The sequence below is a fragment of the Paenibacillus sp. FSL R10-2778 genome (genome assembly GCF_038593035.1).
Taxonomy (GTDB): domain Bacteria; phylum Bacillota; class Bacilli; order Paenibacillales; family Paenibacillaceae; genus Paenibacillus_AQ; species Paenibacillus_AQ odorifer.
The window spans coordinates 4,774,335-4,791,501 of sequence record NZ_CP151956.1 but is presented as its reverse complement, the minus strand read 5'-3'; the positions used below and the strand labels follow the sequence as shown (position 1 = coordinate 4,791,501).

17 protein-coding genes and 1 other annotated feature are annotated in these 17,167 nt (G+C 44.6%); of the genes, 14 read left to right on the top strand and 3 right to left on the bottom strand.

Features of this window, described 5'->3' with window-relative positions; translation table 11 throughout:
• Positions 1-285: 285 nt before the first annotated feature.
• Positions 286-1,878, bottom strand: coding sequence for a phosphoglycerate dehydrogenase (gene serA, locus NST40_RS21685; RefSeq protein WP_036676193.1), 1,593 nt, complete (start codon positions 1,876-1,878; stop codon positions 286-288).
• Positions 1,879-2,121: 243 nt separating this feature from the next.
• Positions 2,122-2,352, bottom strand: a binding site (T-box leader).
• Positions 2,353-2,463: 111 nt separating this feature from the next.
• Positions 2,464-3,369, bottom strand: coding sequence for a hypothetical protein (locus NST40_RS21680; RefSeq protein WP_076127483.1), 906 nt, complete (start codon positions 3,367-3,369; stop codon positions 2,464-2,466).
• A gap of 116 nt (positions 3,370-3,485) precedes the next feature.
• Here NST40_RS21680 and NST40_RS21675 point away from each other — a divergent pair, with 116 nt between their 5' ends.
• From NST40_RS21675 to NST40_RS21665, 3 genes are read left to right on the top strand one after another with little or no spacing between them, the layout of a single operon-like run.
• Positions 3,486-4,079, top strand: a complete 594-nt coding sequence (locus NST40_RS21675; protein WP_036676197.1) for a CPBP family intramembrane glutamic endopeptidase — start codon at positions 3,486-3,488, stop codon at positions 4,077-4,079.
• Positions 4,076-4,480 carry a hypothetical protein gene (locus tag NST40_RS21670; RefSeq protein WP_076184021.1) on the top strand — a complete coding sequence of 135 codons (405 nt, stop codon included), beginning with the start codon at positions 4,076-4,078 and terminating at the stop codon, positions 4,478-4,480. The genes NST40_RS21675 and NST40_RS21670 overlap by 4 nt, the downstream gene beginning before the upstream one ends.
• Before the next feature lie 17 nt (positions 4,481-4,497).
• On the top strand, positions 4,498-5,316 hold the full coding sequence (locus tag NST40_RS21665; RefSeq protein ID WP_076276732.1) for a metallophosphoesterase: 819 nt from the start codon (positions 4,498-4,500) through the stop codon (positions 5,314-5,316).
• A gap of 150 nt (positions 5,317-5,466) precedes the next feature.
• Here the strand turns inward: NST40_RS21665 and NST40_RS21660 are convergent, their stop codons facing one another.
• On the bottom strand, positions 5,467-6,363 hold the full coding sequence (locus NST40_RS21660; RefSeq protein WP_076192320.1) for a polysaccharide deacetylase family protein: 897 nt from the start codon (positions 6,361-6,363) through the stop codon (positions 5,467-5,469).
• Between the two features lie 94 nt (positions 6,364-6,457).
• On the opposite strand from NST40_RS21660, the gene NST40_RS21655 reads away from it, so the two are divergent.
• From NST40_RS21655 to NST40_RS21605, 11 genes are all read left to right on the top strand, one after another.
• Entirely contained in the window at positions 6,458-6,829 is a 372-nt protein-coding gene (locus tag NST40_RS21655; protein WP_076141316.1) for a hypothetical protein, read from the top strand.
• Positions 6,830-7,063: 234 nt separating this feature from the next.
• A complete protein-coding gene (locus NST40_RS21650; protein WP_036676203.1) occupies positions 7,064-7,678 on the top strand; it encodes a genetic competence negative regulator in 615 nt (204 codons plus the stop codon).
• Positions 7,679-7,830: 152 nt separating this feature from the next.
• Positions 7,831-8,526 carry a glutamic-type intramembrane protease PrsW gene (gene prsW, locus NST40_RS21645; protein WP_076134692.1) on the top strand — a complete coding sequence of 232 codons (696 nt, stop codon included), beginning with the start codon at positions 7,831-7,833 and terminating at the stop codon, positions 8,524-8,526.
• Between the two features lie 322 nt (positions 8,527-8,848).
• Positions 8,849-10,207 (top strand): germination protein YpeB, encoded by a 1,359-nt coding sequence (gene ypeB / locus NST40_RS21640; protein ID WP_339244221.1) that lies wholly within the window; start codon positions 8,849-8,851, stop codon positions 10,205-10,207.
• Positions 10,208-10,340: 133 nt separating this feature from the next.
• Positions 10,341-10,994, top strand: a complete 654-nt coding sequence (locus NST40_RS21635; RefSeq protein WP_036676209.1) for a flagellar brake domain-containing protein — start codon at positions 10,341-10,343, stop codon at positions 10,992-10,994.
• A gap of 207 nt (positions 10,995-11,201) precedes the next feature.
• Positions 11,202-11,912, top strand: coding sequence for a (d)CMP kinase (gene cmk, locus NST40_RS21630; RefSeq protein ID WP_254848699.1), 711 nt, complete (start codon positions 11,202-11,204; stop codon positions 11,910-11,912).
• A complete protein-coding gene (locus tag NST40_RS21625) occupies positions 11,909-12,496 on the top strand; it encodes a lysophospholipid acyltransferase family protein (protein WP_036676211.1) in 588 nt (195 codons plus the stop codon). The genes cmk and NST40_RS21625 overlap by 4 nt, the downstream gene beginning before the upstream one ends.
• A gap of 174 nt (positions 12,497-12,670) precedes the next feature.
• Positions 12,671-13,993 carry a 30S ribosomal protein S1 gene (gene rpsA, locus NST40_RS21620; protein WP_170914203.1) on the top strand — a complete coding sequence of 441 codons (1,323 nt, stop codon included), beginning with the start codon at positions 12,671-12,673 and terminating at the stop codon, positions 13,991-13,993.
• Between the two features lie 176 nt (positions 13,994-14,169).
• Positions 14,170-15,495, top strand: a complete 1,326-nt coding sequence (der, locus tag NST40_RS21615; RefSeq protein ID WP_036676212.1) for a ribosome biogenesis GTPase Der — start codon at positions 14,170-14,172, stop codon at positions 15,493-15,495.
• A 12-nt stretch (positions 15,496-15,507) separates the two neighbouring features.
• Entirely contained in the window at positions 15,508-16,125 is a 618-nt protein-coding gene (gene plsY / locus NST40_RS21610; protein WP_036676213.1) for a glycerol-3-phosphate 1-O-acyltransferase PlsY, read from the top strand.
• Positions 16,118-17,158 (top strand): NAD(P)H-dependent glycerol-3-phosphate dehydrogenase, encoded by a 1,041-nt coding sequence (locus tag NST40_RS21605; protein WP_076218702.1) that lies wholly within the window; start codon positions 16,118-16,120, stop codon positions 17,156-17,158. Before plsY ends, NST40_RS21605 begins: the two co-directional genes overlap by 8 nt.
• The last annotated feature ends 9 nt before the right edge of the window (positions 17,159-17,167 follow it).

Sequence of the window (17,167 nt, the reverse complement as noted above, 5' to 3'; positions counted from 1 at the left end):
AGAACGCTATCGGTCCCCAGAGACGCTATTGATAGGCAAAACACCTGATTTAGCTCCTTTTTGAGGAATAGTGGCACTAGAGTCCGAAACCCTGCTTCAAAGGCGAAATTATTGCATATAGGGTCATCTGGGTCCGTAACCTCAAGGGTGTCCGTAAGCCTCCACGAGGGAACTCGATTCGGTGTTGTAAATGAAGCCGAAACAGGTCGACGATCAACAACAAAAGCAGCGAAACTCCTAAAAGGGGAGGATCGCTGCTCTGTTGTTTGATTTCTATCGTATTGCTTACAGAAGAATGATTTCTTCGGCAGTGTTGATTTCTGGCAGGCCAGCAAGCTTCACAAGCACATGAGTAGGTACAGCTTTATCAACGGTCAGCAGCATGATTGCTTCGCCACCAACGATTTTACGTCCCACTTGCATGGAAGCGATATTGACATCATTTTCGCCCAGCAATGTGCCCACAAGTCCGATAATCCCTGGTTTGTCGTTATGGGATACTACAATTTGATGTCCTTCAGGAGCGATATCAACCGGGAACTTGTTCACTTGAACAATTCTTTCTCCATAACCTTGCAGCAATGTTCCGGCTACGAGACGTTCTTGGTCGTGATCTGTTTTAAGGGTCACGGTAATCAGATTAGTGAAGCCTTTAGTTTTGGAAGCTTTAGTTATTACTACATTAACGTCGCGTGTTTTTGCCAAGTGCATGGAGTTAACGATGTTAACATCCTCAGCGAAGTGGCGGGAGAGCACGCCTTTCACAATATAGCGGGTAAGTGGTTGGGTATCGACATCTGACAGATCACCCGCATACTCAACATGGATTTCACGAATAGCACTATCTGTAATCTGGGTAACAAAGCTGCCCAGCTTCTCACCAAGTGTGAAGTAAGGCTGGAGTTTGTTCATTACGCTTGGAGCAACTGGAGGAATATTTACAGCATTGATGAACGGTTCATTACGCAGAATATGCAGTACTTGTTCCGATACATCGATCGCTACATTCTCCTGAGCTTCAATTGTAGAAGCGCCCAAGTGAGGAGTCACGATAATTTTTGGATGCGACAAGAATGGGTGATCTGCTTGTGGCGGTTCTTTTTCGAATACGTCAAATGCAGCGCCAGCAACAATACCGCTATCAATAGCTTCTACTAACGCCATTTCATCAATTACACCACCACGGGCACAGTTGATGATGCGCATTCCCTTTTTCATCACTTCAAATTGCGGGCGGGAAATCATATGGCGTGTTTCCGGAGTAAGTGGAGTGTGCACAGTAATGAAGTCTGCTCCGCGGACTACATCGTCAACGGAAGCTAATTTTACTTCCAGTTTCTCAGCACGCTCAGCAGTTAAGAAAGGATCAAAAGCAAGGATTTCCATGCCGAAAGCTTTGGCACGTTTTGCCACTTCGCTACCGATTCTGCCCATTCCCAGTACACCTAAAGTTTTGCCGCGAAGTTCTACACCCACGAAGGTTTTTCTATCCCAGGTTCCACCAATTGTTTTTGCGTAAGCTTGTGGAATGTGACGGGCCAAAGCCATCATCATTGCAAAAGCATGCTCACAAGTTGTAATGGTATTTCCATCAGGAGCGTTGATAACAACAACCCCACGTTGAGTAGCAGCTTCCAGCTTGATATTATCTACACCCACACCTGCACGACCAATGACCTTTAAGTTTTTTCCAGCTTCGATAATTTTTTCAGTTACTGTAGTTTGACTGCGGACGAGTAGACCATCATATTCACCGATGATTGCAACGAGCTCATCTTCACTGAGACCTGTTTTTTTGTCTACAACTACATCTGTTGCGTCCATCAATTGCTGAATGCCCAAATCACTGATTGGATCCGATACTAATACTTTAAACATGGTTTCTTATCCCCCTTAAAGTTGAAAAGCTTTATATGTCGAGGACGCCCTGATGGGCAGTCCACAATACCAGAAGGTTCACGAACTAGTAGAGAAAAACATGTAATAATAGTAGATCAACGCGGTGTCGCACAAAAGAAACAGCGTGCAAGAGTACCGCGAAATCGGTAACTTTGGGCATAAGGTAGTATTTATGGGGGATTAGGGAATTAAAAAAACTCCCAACCCCATACTACTGCCGTAGTAAGGGACGAGAGTTATCTTCGTGGTACCACCCTAATTCACTGCAACTTGGAAGAAGCAGCCTCATTGGCCTGCATAGGCCACACTGTTAACGGAGTTGATCCGATTGTACCTACTTTAAGGTTCGATACAATATCTCAGGAGCGCTAAAGATAGCTGTTCGTCACCGGTTTGCACCAACCACCGGCTCTCTGAAGACTTCCAGGATCTTTGTTCCATCATCGGTTTTGAATGATTAATTTTTTTCATAATGTAACACGGTATGCAAGTTGTGTCAATAGGCTTTGCAAGCAGCGTTTCTTGAAGTGAACTTCATTTTTCGTTATGATTCAATAACTGGTTCTATTCAAAAAAGAACGGAAGCTGTGGAAGTGTCTCCCTGTTATAATACTGTTCCCGCCATTTTACAAAATCCTGTTCCTGCACAGCACCTGTAGAAATCAACAAGGTTACTGAGGACTGGATATCCGAAAGATTTAATGAGCTTGCAGTGCCTGAGTAAATCATATCGTCTATTTTAGCAGTGATGTCCTGAGGATCATAACCTGCAAAAATTCCGCGATTCAGCATCATGTCAGCGATAGAAGCATTCTTCAAAAGAAGCGGCATTTTTTTCCACTGGATGAAAGACATCGTTTTTAGTTCGCCAGGTGCAGAAGGTATTTTCTGGTTTGTCTTAGAGCCCCATTTTAGCATAGAATCATAGAAGTTCTTTTGTGCTAACAGACCGTACTTCACGGCGCCGGTTGTAAATTCATCATTTTTCAATAACTTGGCTGTCTCTGCACCAGAGGCACTAGTAGAGACTTTGCCGGAGGCCTTAGAAAATAAAGTTAAGCTTTTGAGTACATTGACCTGTGACTGATGTAATAGAGGAGAGTTAGTGAAAATTGAATCTTGATTAACTCTTTCATATTGCTGGTCTGCTAGAATACTTAGATTCTTCATTACTGCCGCATTCATACGAGCATCTGTGCTGCGCGCTAACTTATCTACTTGAATGTTCCAATTCCGCTTGAATTCCCGATAGGGCAAAAATACGTTATGATAGAAAGTAACAAGATCCTGCTGTTGATACGAGCCCGTGAATTCTACTAATCCATTCATGCTTGATTGATTGTCATATTTGGCTTCAGTTTTGTCTGCGCCAACCTTGACGCCAGTAAAAAATGCGGCGAAGGCGCAAACTAAGAAAAACAAAAAAACTAGCGTGTATAACATTTGATTGCGGGACTTACGTTTGCTCATAATAAATGCTCCTTTTTCTGGGGGGGATTATCCTATGTATTATGTATTGATAGCAACACTATGGACGGTTTCTCTCTCGGAGCGGCCCGAAAAAAATAAAGAACAGGCAGGTCACGATGAAAAAATTCAAATTTGGCGAGATTAAGGTTAAAAAGGTAGAACCAGGCCAGTTGACAGACCGTCTTCTGCTGCTCAATCTCTATATCACTCAGGGGCTCACATTAATTATCGGTTTGATATGGATATTATTTCAGAAAAGAAATCCTTTTCAGCTATTAATTATTCCAGAAAAAGTACATTTTGTGGCATGGGGCCTTGGTCTTGCTGCTGCAATGCTAATTGTTGACTATTTATTGACACATATTGTCCCTGAGGAGAGCATGGATGATGGTGGAATAAACGACCTTTTATTTCGAAATCGCCCTGTGTGGCATATTATCGTCATAGCAGCAATTGTATCGGTATGTGAGGAGCTCTTATTCCGCGGAGCCATCCAATATTCCATTGGCCCTTATTGGACGAGTATAGTATTTGCTCTTATTCATGTCCGTTATTTACGTCACTTTGTACCTACCGGCTGGGTATTCTTAAGCAGTTATGGTCTTGGATATATTTACATTCAATCGGGCAGCCTCTGGGCTCCTATACTATGTCACTTCTTCATCGACCTGATCTCAGGTCTGGTGATCCGCTATAGGAGGGAATCATGAGTGAGGAATTAAGCCGGGTAAAGTCTCGACAAAAACAACACAAAAGTGAAAGCAAACATCCTGGCAAAAGTAAAAAAGAGAAGCGGACTTCGGAGGCTGTAAAAAAGGCTACTCCTGAAAAGAAGTCTACTCCTATAAAGAAAAATGCTACCGCTCGGGTTTCTACAGCAACTTTATCAAGAAAAGCTCGCCGCCCAGCAGGTTCTGCAAAGCGCTCTTCCACAGGAAGTAAAGAGAAGGACGAAGAATCTGTTCCTTCTCGTTCAGATACTTATTCTTCAGAAAAAGTTCGTTTAAGCAAGATGTTTGTAAATTCTTTGATTTTTACCTTTGTTATTTTGCTAATCGGGCTGCTTTGGTGGGGAATTGAAGGAGCGCCTCCGCTGAGCACATTATGGTGAGCACATGGGCATGGGGAATGGCTTTGGTCATTTTATTGATAGCTGCGGCCGTTGTCATAATTATGGTGATTAATGCTTTTAGAAACAGAATTATTACCGAGGAAATAATGCTAGATTCGCTACCTGAAGAGTTTGATGGATTTCGTATCTTGTTTATAACAGATATCCATCGCCGCCGCCTTCCTTCCGCGCTTCTGACACCATTAAAGGGTGGGGTAGATGTTGTTTTTCTGGGAGGAGATCTAACGGAAAAAGATAGTCCTTTAAATCGTCTTGTCGATAATATGACTCTAGTTACTTCTATTGCATCTACCTATGTAGTGCATGGAAATCATGATTATCGGGCTAATATATCAAGGGTAGATGAGATTATTCAGGACAGTGGTGCAAAACTGTTAATGGATGAAAATGTGGCTTTTGAACGTGAGGGAGCTAAACTTTGGTTAACCGGAATTGATTTTCCGAAAAATGGGGGCAAAACTCCATACGGTCCTTTTCCGCAATTAACCACAACCCCTTCTGCTGAAGACACGTGTCGTATTATTCTTGTACATGATCCGCTTTGGTTATCGAAGCGCCAGAGTGTGCCAGCGGACCTGATTCTGGCAGGTCATACGCATGGGGGGCAGGTGATCCTTCCATTTGTGGGTCAAAGACATGTAGAGCATTTCTATCATAAATATGACGCTGGAAAGTTTAGTTGGCCAAGAGGGGACGGTTCCGCAAAAAATGCCCTGCTGCTGATCAGCAGAGGGTTTGGAACAGCACATCTGCCACTTCGCTGGGGCAGTCCTGCTGAAATGCATGTGCTGACACTGCGTAAATCAACCCAATAGTGCTTACTCTTTCCAGTAAGAAAAACTGGTAGCGTAAAAAGGGGGTTCCAAAGCCATGCAAATGGCTTTTGGAACCCCCTTCTATTTTTCGTTTGATTCGAAAACAATTGCACTGACGAAGCAACTATCGGACATGTAAAGATGAGAAGATCAACGCATTTTTAGCTCAATGCTGCGCGGATCAACAAAGCTGTAGCCTTTACCCTCAAGTGTAGTGAGCAAGGTATCCAGTCCCTCAACGGTCCATGGTAGCTCATGCATCAGGATATTACTGCCGGAATGCAGCTGATCGGTAACATTACTGATCAATTTTTCTGTCTTACCCGTTTCCTTTTCTTTCATTTCCCAGTCAAGTGAGCCTACAGACCAGGTCATGTACAACATTCCATTCTCAGCCGCGACCTTCTTGCCAACATCCCCGCCGGCACCATGTGGCGGACGGAAAAAGTGAGGAGCTTCTCCTAATGTTTCTTTGACAATATTTTGAACATCTTCGATTTGCTTTTTAACCTCAGTATAGGACTTGTCTTTCAATACAATATGATCCCAGCTGTGGTTGCCGATAATTCCACCGCGGTTATGTATTAACTCCAGAAGCTCAGGATGCTCCTTAACACGATAACCATTTACGAAAAAGATGGCTTTAGCTTGATGTTTGTCCAGAACATCCATCAAAGGGTTAATCATTGCAGCATCTTTAGGACCGTCGTCAAAAGTGAGCAGAACCACTTTTTTATTTGTAGCTTCCTCATTAGGAACGATGTCGTAATTTTTGTTCATATGGTACAGCAGTGGAATTTCAGCGGATGCTTCACCCTTACTGGCTGTACTATTTCCTGTAGTACCTCCATCTGCTGTTGCTTCAGGGGTAGGACTGGCTGTTGCTTCAGGTGCTGGCGCCGTAGTTTCTGCGCTTTGTGTAGCTGCCGCCGTGGGCGGATTGTTTGTGGTGTTTGTTTCCTTGGCTGTATTTCCATTTGCACCGCTGTTGCCACAGGCTGTAAGCAGCAAGGTAGCCAATAGGAGCACTGATGTCATTTTACCCACTTTTTTCAACTCGCTTTCTTGTTATTAGGTTGTATGAGCCGGAATCTTTCCGCGAACACTAAACATGATTTTACCATACAAGGAGGCTGGAAATATGAATACTTCGTCATTTTTATGCGGGGTGCTGATGGGCGCCGCAGCCAGTATGATTATGTCCAAAAAGCGGAATTCTTTAATGTCTTCGCTAGGGCAATCGGGTGGTTCCATGAGTGGGGCTGCAGATAAAGCAAAAGAAAAAATAATCGGTATGGCCACGACTGGTTTTGGTAACACTGCTGTTTCAAGCAGTAATGCTCAAAGTAACGGTTCAAGCAGCGCAACCTCTGAGCATAAGACTGAATCACCAGTGAAGTCGAAGGAATCCAATCTTAAATTGTTAAAGGAATTCATTCGCAGCAATCCTGAAGTAAAGAGCGAAGTAGAGCAGATTCTTAAAGAAACGCATACAACCATACCGGGATTGTAACCGTAAAGGACTCCATCAGAATCATTTTGGGGATGAAATATTCCGCAGAATGATTCTTTTTTATTATTCAGGGCCTTGAAAATGGTTTATTCAATAGAGAGGATTTTATATATTTATTTACGTGCATTTATCTCGGCAAAATGATAACATACTTACATAGTAACCATTTTTGGCTCATTACTCGGGACTCATCATACATTATAATAAATGAGCTTGCAAAAGGAGGATCCTGTCATGAGAATAGAGCGATTAAGTCAAGATAAGATACGGATTTTCCTCACTTTTGACGACCTGAGCGAGCGGGGCATCCAGAAGGAAGACATGTGGCAGGAAGTTCCTAAGGTTCATGACCTGTTTACGGAGATGATGGATCAAGCATATAGTGAACTAGGTTTTGATGCCACGGGTCCGCTTGCCGTAGAAGTTTTCGCATTGCCCGCGCAAGGCATGGTCGTTATAGTGACCCGAGGAAAATATGATCACCATCAGTACGGTGCGTCCGGGGAAGAAGAATTGCCAGAAGAGATTTATGAAATGGAAGTTACTCTTGAACAAAGCGACTCCATTGTATATGCATTCCGCGATTTCGAGGTTCTGGTTGAAGCGGCTCATGTGCTCATCGGTAATATTACTTCCCAGGGGAAACTGTATTCTTATAACAATAAATGGTATCTGTATTTCGATCCAAAGGAATTTGAAGAAACGGCGTTGTCAGGTCTTGTTGGCGTACTTGCTGAGTTTGGAGATTCCTCACCGGTCACAGAAGCTGTTCTCGATGAATACGGGAAAACAGTGATGCCGGAGAATGCGGTCCAGTTATTGTGCACTCATTTTAAGCGTCAGGAGTAATTAGGCAAGACTAGGGGCTGATGACCATTGTTTAGGCCGATCAGCCCTAGTCTTGTTGTTGGTGATATGTCGGTCATTCTTGTATCAAAGTTATCATCTACCTTGCTGTGTAACGGCAGTAATAGGGTTTAGGGGTGTAGGGAGGTTATTCGGTGCTCGTGTTATCGGTCATTACGTCGGCAGTAGCGCCGGGACTTGCTCTGTTGACCTTTTTTTATCTGAAAGACAAGTATGATCAAGAACCGCTTCATGTAGTCATTAAAGTATTCTTGCTCGGCCTTCTGATTGTGTTTCCAGTAATGATCATTCAGAGAGGGCTGATGCTGGGACTAAATGGTGGTCCCTACGTGGAGTCGTTTCTCATATCCGCTGGCGTGGAAGAATGTCTAAAGTGGTTTGTGCTGTACCATATGATTTACAATCATACCGAATTTGACGAGCCATATGATGGGATACTATACGCTGTGGCGATTTCGCTCGGCTTCGCAACAATAGAAAATGTAATGTACGCTTGGTATAGCAACGCTTCTATCGGATCAATGTTTCTAAGAGCACTTCTTCCGGTTTCTGGACACGCTATGTTTGGTGTGATCATGGGCTACCATATGGGAAGGGCGAAGTTCTCAAAAGGAGTTCATACCCGCAGAATTCTGGTGTTTTCTCTCCTGTTGCCATGGATGTGGCATGGGATATATGACTTTATTTTGAGTACGACAGCCAACTATTGGATATGGTTTATTGTGCCTCTGATGGCTATCCTATGGTATGGAGGTATGGGAAAGGTTGCTAGGGCCAACAGCCGTTCTCCTTTCCGCTTTCTGAAACGTGAAGAAGAGGTTAACCTATAATCGAGATGGACACACTTATATTCGAAGGGCAGTTCCTAGTAAGGAATTCCAGAGAGGAGAGAGGTGTCTTTTTTTGCGTATAAAAGTACGTATCGTTTGCAAACAGTGCGGTGAGACCTACATATTAAGAGGGATTAAAGAGCATGGTGTCATTCAAACCGGCTTTAAACAATGCCTTTGCAGTAATAGCAGTGGCTTTGAGATTGAAGAGAGAGCTTGAGCGGACGTTATAGTCACATTGTGTAGCAACTTCAGTGCATAAGACTCCTAGTTTATTGTCAAACTAACGCCAATAAGCTATCGAAAGGAGTCTTGTAGCCCTATGTACAAAAGATTAAGTGCTGTAATGTTCCCGCTGACCGCGCTGCTGCTGATTGGTGCGCTTGTGTGGGGTTATCAGGAGAATCAGGAGAAGAATTCAATACTAATTAAGGCGGAGAACCAATATCAACGCGCCTTTCATGATTTGTCCTATCATGTGGACCGTCTTCATGGTGAGCTTGGAAATACGCTTGCGGTTAACTCTGCTTCTAATGGGATGCACCGCAAAGGACTTGTGAATGTGTGGCGGATGACTAGTGAGGCCCAAAATGAGATTAACCAGCTGCCGCTGACCTTGCTGCCATTTAGCAAAACAGAGGAGTTTCTGTCCAAAATCTCCAACTTTTCTTATAAAGCCGGGATTCGTGACTTCACTAAAAAACCTCTGACAGATGGAGAACTGAGCAATCTAAAAGCATTGTACAAGAACTCAGGAGAAATCTCTAAGGATTTGCAAGAGGTACAAAATAAAGTCATTGGCAATCGGCTGCGCTGGATGGATGTTGAAACGGCGTTGGCGACAGAAAATAAAGCGGAGGACAACACGATTATTGACGGCTTCAAAACGGTGGATAAACGTGTAGGGGCATACCCTGAGCTAGACTGGGGACCTTCAGTAGCAAGCATCTACGATAAACGTTCCGTCAAAATGCTCGGAGGTACCCCCGTGACTGCCGAAGACATCAAACGTAAGGCGTTGAAGTTCGCGGATGCGGGCTCCAATGCTAAAGTGGATGTTAAAGAAAATGGGAAGAACACTGAATGGCCATCCTATACAGCAACTGTTAGCGCTTCGAATAAGAAGCACACCATTAGTATGGATTTCACCAAAAATGGCGGGTTGCTGATCTCTTATTATGACAACCGTGAGGTTGGCCCTGCCAAAGTTTCTATTAAAGGAGCCGTTACCAAAGCAGAGCAGTTTCTTGAGAAAAAAGGATATCCCCATATGACTGCAGTCAGCGCTGATCGTTACGATAATATCGGGAATTTGACCTTTGTAACCAAACAGAATGATGTATTGATTTATCCTGAAAAGATGACCATTCGTATGGGGCTGGATACAGGTGATACCATCGGTTTTGAGGCCAGCGAATACGTCAATGAGCACAAGGACAACCGGAAGCTTCCAAAACCAAAGCTTACCCTTGCAGAGGCGAGAAAATTTCTGAATTCTGATTTCAAGGAACAATACAATCGCTTGTCCTGGATTAAAAATGATGATTCCGTCGAGGTCTTGACTTACGAGTTCGGTGGAGGGGTCAATGGCTCAAAGTATCGTATTTACATTAACGCCGAGGATGGCATTGAAGAGTCTGTGGAAGAAATCAGACCTTCTTCGGGGTCTGAGGCAAAATAAAGGGAGGGCGCATCCAGCAGTTGGGTGCGTCCCTTTTTTTTGCAATATCTATAAAATATATCTGACTGGCTGATATTCCCATGCTATAATCAGGGGTAGTGATAATTACTAAACTGATGTGGCGGTGACATCTTTGTATCCTAAAATTAACGAATATCTATACATACAGGTTGCTTCCAGTGACGCTGCTGAAGCAGAAGTTGAATATAGATCAAGAATTGCAGAGACGGAAGAAGACGCATTCCTGATTGAAATTCCTATGCAGGAGAGCAATGGTCGTCTAAAAAGGCTCTTTATGGGGGACGAGCTTTCGGTTTATTTTTTAACTGAGGGTGGCATCAAAAATTACTTTAATACTTATGTACTGGGCTTTAAAGAAGATGTAATTCGTATGGTCCGGATTCAAAAGCCGGAGACAGATTCGATTTTTAAGATCCAGAGAAGAAGCTTTTTCCGAGTGAATGCAGATCTAGAGCTTGCTGTGAAGGATAGCCTTGGCAAACGGTTCCTAGTTCGTACAGATGATATTGGTGGTGGAGGAATCTCCTTTTTGGTGGATAACCAGGTTAAGCTGGAGGTTGGTAATAAATTGTCCTGCTGGGTATTGGTGCCTTATCGAAACGGAAGCACGGAGCATGTCAATTTTGAAGGTGAAGTAGTGCGCATTAAAAAGCTAGAGAATGGACGGCTTTTAGCGATGTTGAAATTTGTCGCTATTTCAGATTTGGAACGCCAGAAAATTATCCGTTATTGCTTCGAACGTCAGTTTGATTTCCGCAACAGATAAGCATTTTTTACAGCTCTATTAAGCTGTCTGATTTTGCACTGAAGTATAAACTGTGGTATAATTTTATAAGTCGCAGGCAATGCCTGCTTTTTTCTTGATAATATCATCAAGCATAACAATTTATGTGTGCTCCTTGATATTGCAGGAATAGTTTTCGTAACGCTAGATGCTTTTTTTATGAAAGAGTGTTTGAGGAGGAATGCCCCGTTGGATAGGCAGGGTACACATACTTATGACAGAATAAACGTCGCCATCGACGGACCTGCCGGGGCAGGCAAAAGCACTGTAGCCCGATTGGTAGCCCAGAAGTTGTCTTATATCTATGTCGATACTGGTGCAATGTACCGGGCAATCACCTGGTATATGATCCAAGAAGGCATTGAACCGGAAGATCAGCATCGAGTGAACGAGAAGGTTCGCGACATGGTGATTGAACTTATTCCGGAACGAGACATTCAGAAGGTGCTGATTAATGGGGAAGACGTGACCCCACATATTCGGAGCCTTCAGGTTAGCGGCCTTGTGTCGCAGTATGCGAAGATCGAGGATGTAAGATCCAGACTGAGTCAATTGCAGCGTCAGATGGCGCTTCGCAAAGGCGTGGTAATGGATGGCCGCGATATCGGTACAACCGTGCTGCCGGATGCCGAGGTAAAGATTTTTATGACGGCAAGTGTGGAAGAACGAGCTCTCCGTCGTTATAAGGAACTGAGAGACGCGGAATCGGTGACGCTTCAGCAGCTTGAACACGATATTGCAAAGCGGGACCGTCTGGATGAAGGACGGGAGATTTCACCGCTGCGCCGTGCAGAGGATGCTATTCTTCTGGATACGACCTTAATGAATATCGATCAAGTTGTGGAGGCCATTGTATCCCACTGTAGATCTCATGTTGACGGGGAGAGAAATCATTTATGATTTATGCAATTTGTGTTGGATTGCTTCGCTTGATTTACGCAATCCTTTTCCCACTTAAGATTGTGGGGAAAGAAAATGTGCCAAAGGAGGGCGGGGTACTGCTCTGCGCTAACCACATTAGTCTGCTTGATCCAATGACTATTGGAATTAAGCTGGACCGTCAGGTAAAGTATATGGCTAAGGCTGAACTGTTTGAGGTTCCGGTGCTTGGCTGGCTCATTAATAAATTGGGTGCTTTTCCGGTGAAACGTGGCGGCGTAAGCAAAGAATCCATAAAAACGGCCCTTAACACACTTCGTAATGGTAATGTCATGGGTATCTTCCCGGAGGGTACGCGTAACTCTGATGCCGGAGTGGCCAAGAAGGGTGCTGCTAGCTTTGCACTTCGAAGTGGCGCAGCAGTTATTCCAGCGGCTATTATCGGCCAGTATAAACCCTTTCGACGCATGGTCGTTGTCTATGGTGCTCCTGTAGACCTTAGTCAATTTGCCGGTGCGGGGAGCGAATCTCTCGAGGCTGTTACCGATGTCATTATGGATCGCATCCGTGAGATGAAAGAGACAGGTAAACCAAGTGCTAGTTAAGGGATGAGCAGAACAACAAATTTTGCTCAATGTTTTGATTAAATAACGGCATAGCCGCTATTTTTTGGAACATACTATCATCAAGTGTAAGTGAAATATTATGCATTGCTTGTTTTGAACTCTGCTATACGCAGGTTTAAATAAATGGGGTTTTGAATCGAGGAGGCTAATCACATGTCTGAAGAAATTAAAAATCAGGAAGCTGCGGAAAAGAATGAATCCGTAGAAGCGGTGGATTCCGCTGTGACAGAAAATAACGGAGCTGTAGAAGAAGTTGCTGCCGTTAACGAAGAAGAAGTGACTAACCAAGCTGACTTGGAAATCATTTCTCTGAAAAAAGGCGATACCGTGAAAGGAACAATCGTCAAAATCGAAGATAACCAAGCTTATGTAAGCATTGGATATAAATACGACGGTGTGATTCCAATTCGCGAATTGTCCGCAGTACAACTGGACAACGCTGCTGCAGCAGTAGAAGTTGGACAGGAAGTAGAATGTAAAGTTGTCAGCATCAACGACAACAAGGAAAGCCTTGTTCTTTCCAAACGTGCTGTTGATAGTGAAAAATCATGGGAAGATCTTGAGAAATACTTCGCTTCCCAAGAAGCTTTCGAAGTTACTGTGGCTGACGTTGTTAAAGGCGGCCTCGTAGCTGATGTTGGAGCTCGCGGATTTATCCCAGCTTCCATGGTAGAGCGTCACTTCGTTGAAGATTTCAGCGATTACAAAGGCCGTACCTTGCGCGTTAAAGTGAAAGAACTTGACCGTGAGAACAGCAAAGTAATCTTGTCTGCTAAAGAAGTTCTTGAAGAAGAATTCGAAGCTAACAAGCTGAAAATTATGGCTGAACTATCTGAAGGCCAAATCATCGAAGGTACAGTACAACGTCTGACTCAATTCGGCGCATTTGTTGATGTGGGCGGAGTTGACGGTCTTGTACACGTATCTGAAATCGCTTGGAGTCACGTAGAGAAACCTTCTGATGTAGTATCTGAAGGTGATAAAGTACGTGTTAAAGTATTGAAGGTTGATCCTGAAAAAGGAAAAATCAGCCTGAGCATCAAAGCTGCTGCTCCAGGTCCTTGGGACTCTGCTGCTGGCGAAATCAACATCGGTGATGTTGTAACAGGCGTTGTAAAACGTCTTGTGAACTTCGGAGCATTCGTAGAATTGCTTCCGGGTGTGGAAGGTCTTGTGCATATCTCACAAATCTCCCACAAACACATCGCTACTCCACACGAAGTATTGAAAGAAGGACAAGAAGTTCAAGTGAAAGTTCTGGACTTCAATCCATCCGAGAAACGTGTTAGCCTGAGCATCAAAGAAACTGAAGAAGCTCCAGCTCCATCTGCTAGACCTGAACGCAGCAATAGCAGAGACAGAGCTCCTAAAGAAGTTCTGAACAACCCTAACGTTTCCCTTAGCAACGAAGGCCTTAGCTTTACGCTTGCTGAACGTTTTGGTGACAAGCTGGACAAATTTAAGGGGAATAACTAATCCCTAAACGAGCTTTTGAATATACGGGTAAAGTAATCGGCGAGCCCTCGATACGGGGGTTCGCCGATTGTCTTTTTTTCGGAACTGGTCGGATTGATGAGAGTTAACATGATTGTTAGCCAATTTAAATGTTTTTTGCTATGATGAGTAACGTAAGGATGACAGGAGGAATGAATATGGCAAGACCCGTTGTGGCAATTGTTGGGAGGCCTAACGTCGGAAAATCGACGATATTTAATCGGCTGATTGGCGATAGATTAGCCATTGTAGAAGATAAGCCGGGGATTACACGTGACCGGATTTATGGTATTTCAGATTGGAACGGTAAGTCGTTCAGTGTGATTGATACCGGAGGTATTGAAATTGATGGAGAAGATACAATTCTGAAATCAATCCGTGTTCAAGCGGAGCTGGCGATTGAAGAAGCGGATGTTATTGTATTTATGTGTGAGGCGAAGAGTGGTGTGACGAATTCAGATGAAGAGGTAGCTCAGATTCTGTTCCGTTCAGGTAAACCAGTCGTTCTTGCCATCAACAAAGTGGATAATATGAAGCGTGCGGATGATATTTATGAGTTCTATAGCCTTGGTTTTGGCGATCCAATCGGAATCTCTGGTAGTCACGGAACCGGACTCGGAGATTTGCTTGATGCTGTAGTTGAGCGCCTACCTGAGAAAATAGATGATGAATACGATGAGGATGTCATTCGTGTAGCTTTGATTGGCCGTCCGAATGTAGGTAAATCCTCTCTGGTTAACGCGATTTTGGGCGAAGAACGTGTTATCGTCAGCGATATTGCAGGGACAACAAGAGATGCTATCGATACTCCTTTTGAACGTGATGGGCAACGTTATGTGCTTATCGATACGGCAGGTATGCGTAAAAAAGGCAAGGTATACGAGAACATTGAAAAATACAGTGTTATGCGTGCTATGCGTGCGATTGAACGGGCTGATGTGGTCCTCGTTGTAATTAACGGCGAAGAGGGCATCATCGATCAGGACAAGCATATTGCTGGTTATGCACATGAAGCTGGTAAAGCATCTATTTTTGTTGTCAACAAATGGGATGCCATTGTGAAAGACGATAAGACTATGCAGAACTTCGAGACGAAGATTCGTGACCATTTCTTGTTTATGAGTTACGCACCGGTTGTCTTTTTGTCGGCTTTAACCAAACAGCGTTTGCAAAAACTGCTGCCTGTTGTACAGCATGTATCTCAACAGCACGCACTGCGCATTACTACACATTTGGTGAACGACGTTGTATCTGATGCAATCGCGATTAACCCTCCACCAACTGACAAAGGCCGTCGCTTGCGTATTAACTATGTAACGCAGGTTGCGGTTAAGCCGCCTACGATTGTGGTGTTCGTGAATGATCCGTCGCTGATGCATTTCTCCTATGAACGTTATCTGGAGAATAAAATTCGCGCAGCATTTAATTTCGAAGGAACACCAATCCGTCTCTTTACACGGCGCAAATCCGAAAACGAAGGTTAGGGGAGAAGAAGTGTGGCGCTTGAACTTCTGGTTATCGTTGTAAGCTATTTGCTTGGTTCTGTCAGCTTTAGTGTACTGCTTGCAAAGTTGCTAAAGGGAATTGATATCCGTCAATACGGAAGCGGAAATGCGGGAGCTACCAATACACTGCGTGTATTGGGTAAAGGTCCTGCAATACTAGTGCTGTTGCTGGATGTGCTGAAAGGGGTGGCCGCTGTATGGTTAGGAACCTGGGTCGGCGGTTGGGGAACCTGGGTTCCGGCTCTTTGCGGAATCGCTGCCATCATCGGGCATAATTGGCCGCTCTATTTTCGTTTTCGTGGGGGGAAAGGCATTGCTACTACGATCGGTGTTATGGCTACGCTTTGTTTATGGCCAGCGCTGCTCGCCGGTATCATCGCCATCCTGTCTATCTTTATCACCCGTTACGTGTCCCTTGGCTCATTAATTTTTGTAGCACTGACACCAGTGGCTTTATTGTTGACAGGATTTACACAACCTGTGCTCTGGACCAGTATTATTATTGCGGTCTTCGCCTTCTGGCGGCACCGGACGAATATTGTAAAGATCGTAGAAGGCCGTGAGAACAAGATAGGCTCAAAAGTTAAAGGAGGGAATCGTGTTGTCTGATAAAGTTACCGTACTTGTAGCGGGGAGCTGGGGAACTGCGCTGGCTAGCGTGCTGGCTGCAAACCACTCGGAAGTTTATCTGTGGACACGCAACTCTGATCAAGCTGCCGAGATCAATGGCTCTCATACGAATAATAAGTATCTGCCTGACATCGCACTGCCAGCTAACATTATTGCAACTACGGATATGGAAACGGCAGTGTCCGGTTCTAAGGCGGTTGTAATTGTAGCTCCGTCTTCAGGAATGCGGCAGGTTGCTCGCAGTCTGAAGCCATTCTGGAAGGATGACATGTTATGTGTTCATGCTACGAAGGGCTTTGAGTCAGAAAGCAATAAGCGGATGTCCATCGTAATTGCAGAGGAACTAGGCTGTGACGAAGGGCAGATCGTCGTCCTCTCCGGTCCAAGTCATGCAGAGGAAGTTGTACGCCGGTGTCCTACAACCGTTGTAGTTGCTTCACCTGATGACAAACGTAGCGCCGAAGCGCAGGAATTGTTCATCAACAACGATTTCCGTGTATATACGAATCGTGATCAGGTAGGGGTAGAGCTTGCCGGAGCTCTTAAGAATATTATTGCCCTTGGTGCAGGTCTATCCGATGGCCTTGGATATGGGGACAATGCTAAAGCAGCGCTTTTGACCCGTGGACTCGCCGAGATATCTCGGGTGGGAGTTGAGCTTGGAGCCAATCCTTTGACCTTTGCCGGCCTTGCCGGAATTGGCGACCTTGTTGTGACGGCTACTAGTCAGCACAGCCGTAACTGGCGCGCTGGGTCCATGCTTGGTCAAGGCAAGCCGCTGGCCGAGGTGCTGGAATCCATGGGGATGGTAGTCGAAGGTATTCGTACTACCGAAGCAGCTTATGCAATTTCGCTCAAGCTGGGTGTGCAGATGCCGATTACGGATCAGATTTATCATGTGCTCTTTCAAGGAAGAAGCCCACGCAGTGCGGTTGAAGCCTTGATGGGTCGTGATCGTAAGCCTGAGCTTGAGTCGATCTCCCAGGAAACTTGGGAGCAGTGGCATTCCTGATCCTGTTCA

Coding starts and splice junctions, on each gene's coding strand:
- serA (WP_036676193.1), bottom strand. CDS start 1,878: ATGTTTAAAGTATTAGTATCGGATCCAATCAGTGATTTGGGCATTCAG.
- NST40_RS21680 (WP_076127483.1), bottom strand. CDS start 3,369: ATGAGCAAACGTAAGTCCCGCAATCAAATGTTATACACGCTAGTTTTT.
- NST40_RS21675 (WP_036676197.1), top strand. CDS start 3,486: ATGAAAAAATTCAAATTTGGCGAGATTAAGGTTAAAAAGGTAGAACCA.
- NST40_RS21670 (WP_076184021.1), top strand. CDS start 4,076: ATGAGTGAGGAATTAAGCCGGGTAAAGTCTCGACAAAAACAACACAAA.
- NST40_RS21665 (WP_076276732.1), top strand. CDS start 4,498: ATGGCTTTGGTCATTTTATTGATAGCTGCGGCCGTTGTCATAATTATG.
- NST40_RS21655 (WP_076141316.1), top strand. CDS start 6,458: ATGAATACTTCGTCATTTTTATGCGGGGTGCTGATGGGCGCCGCAGCC.
- NST40_RS21650 (WP_036676203.1), top strand. CDS start 7,064: ATGAGAATAGAGCGATTAAGTCAAGATAAGATACGGATTTTCCTCACT.
- ypeB (WP_339244221.1), top strand. CDS start 8,849: ATGTACAAAAGATTAAGTGCTGTAATGTTCCCGCTGACCGCGCTGCTG.
- NST40_RS21625 (WP_036676211.1), top strand. CDS start 11,909: ATGATTTATGCAATTTGTGTTGGATTGCTTCGCTTGATTTACGCAATC.
- rpsA (WP_170914203.1), top strand. CDS start 12,671: ATGTCTGAAGAAATTAAAAATCAGGAAGCTGCGGAAAAGAATGAATCC.
- der (WP_036676212.1), top strand. CDS start 14,170: ATGGCAAGACCCGTTGTGGCAATTGTTGGGAGGCCTAACGTCGGAAAA.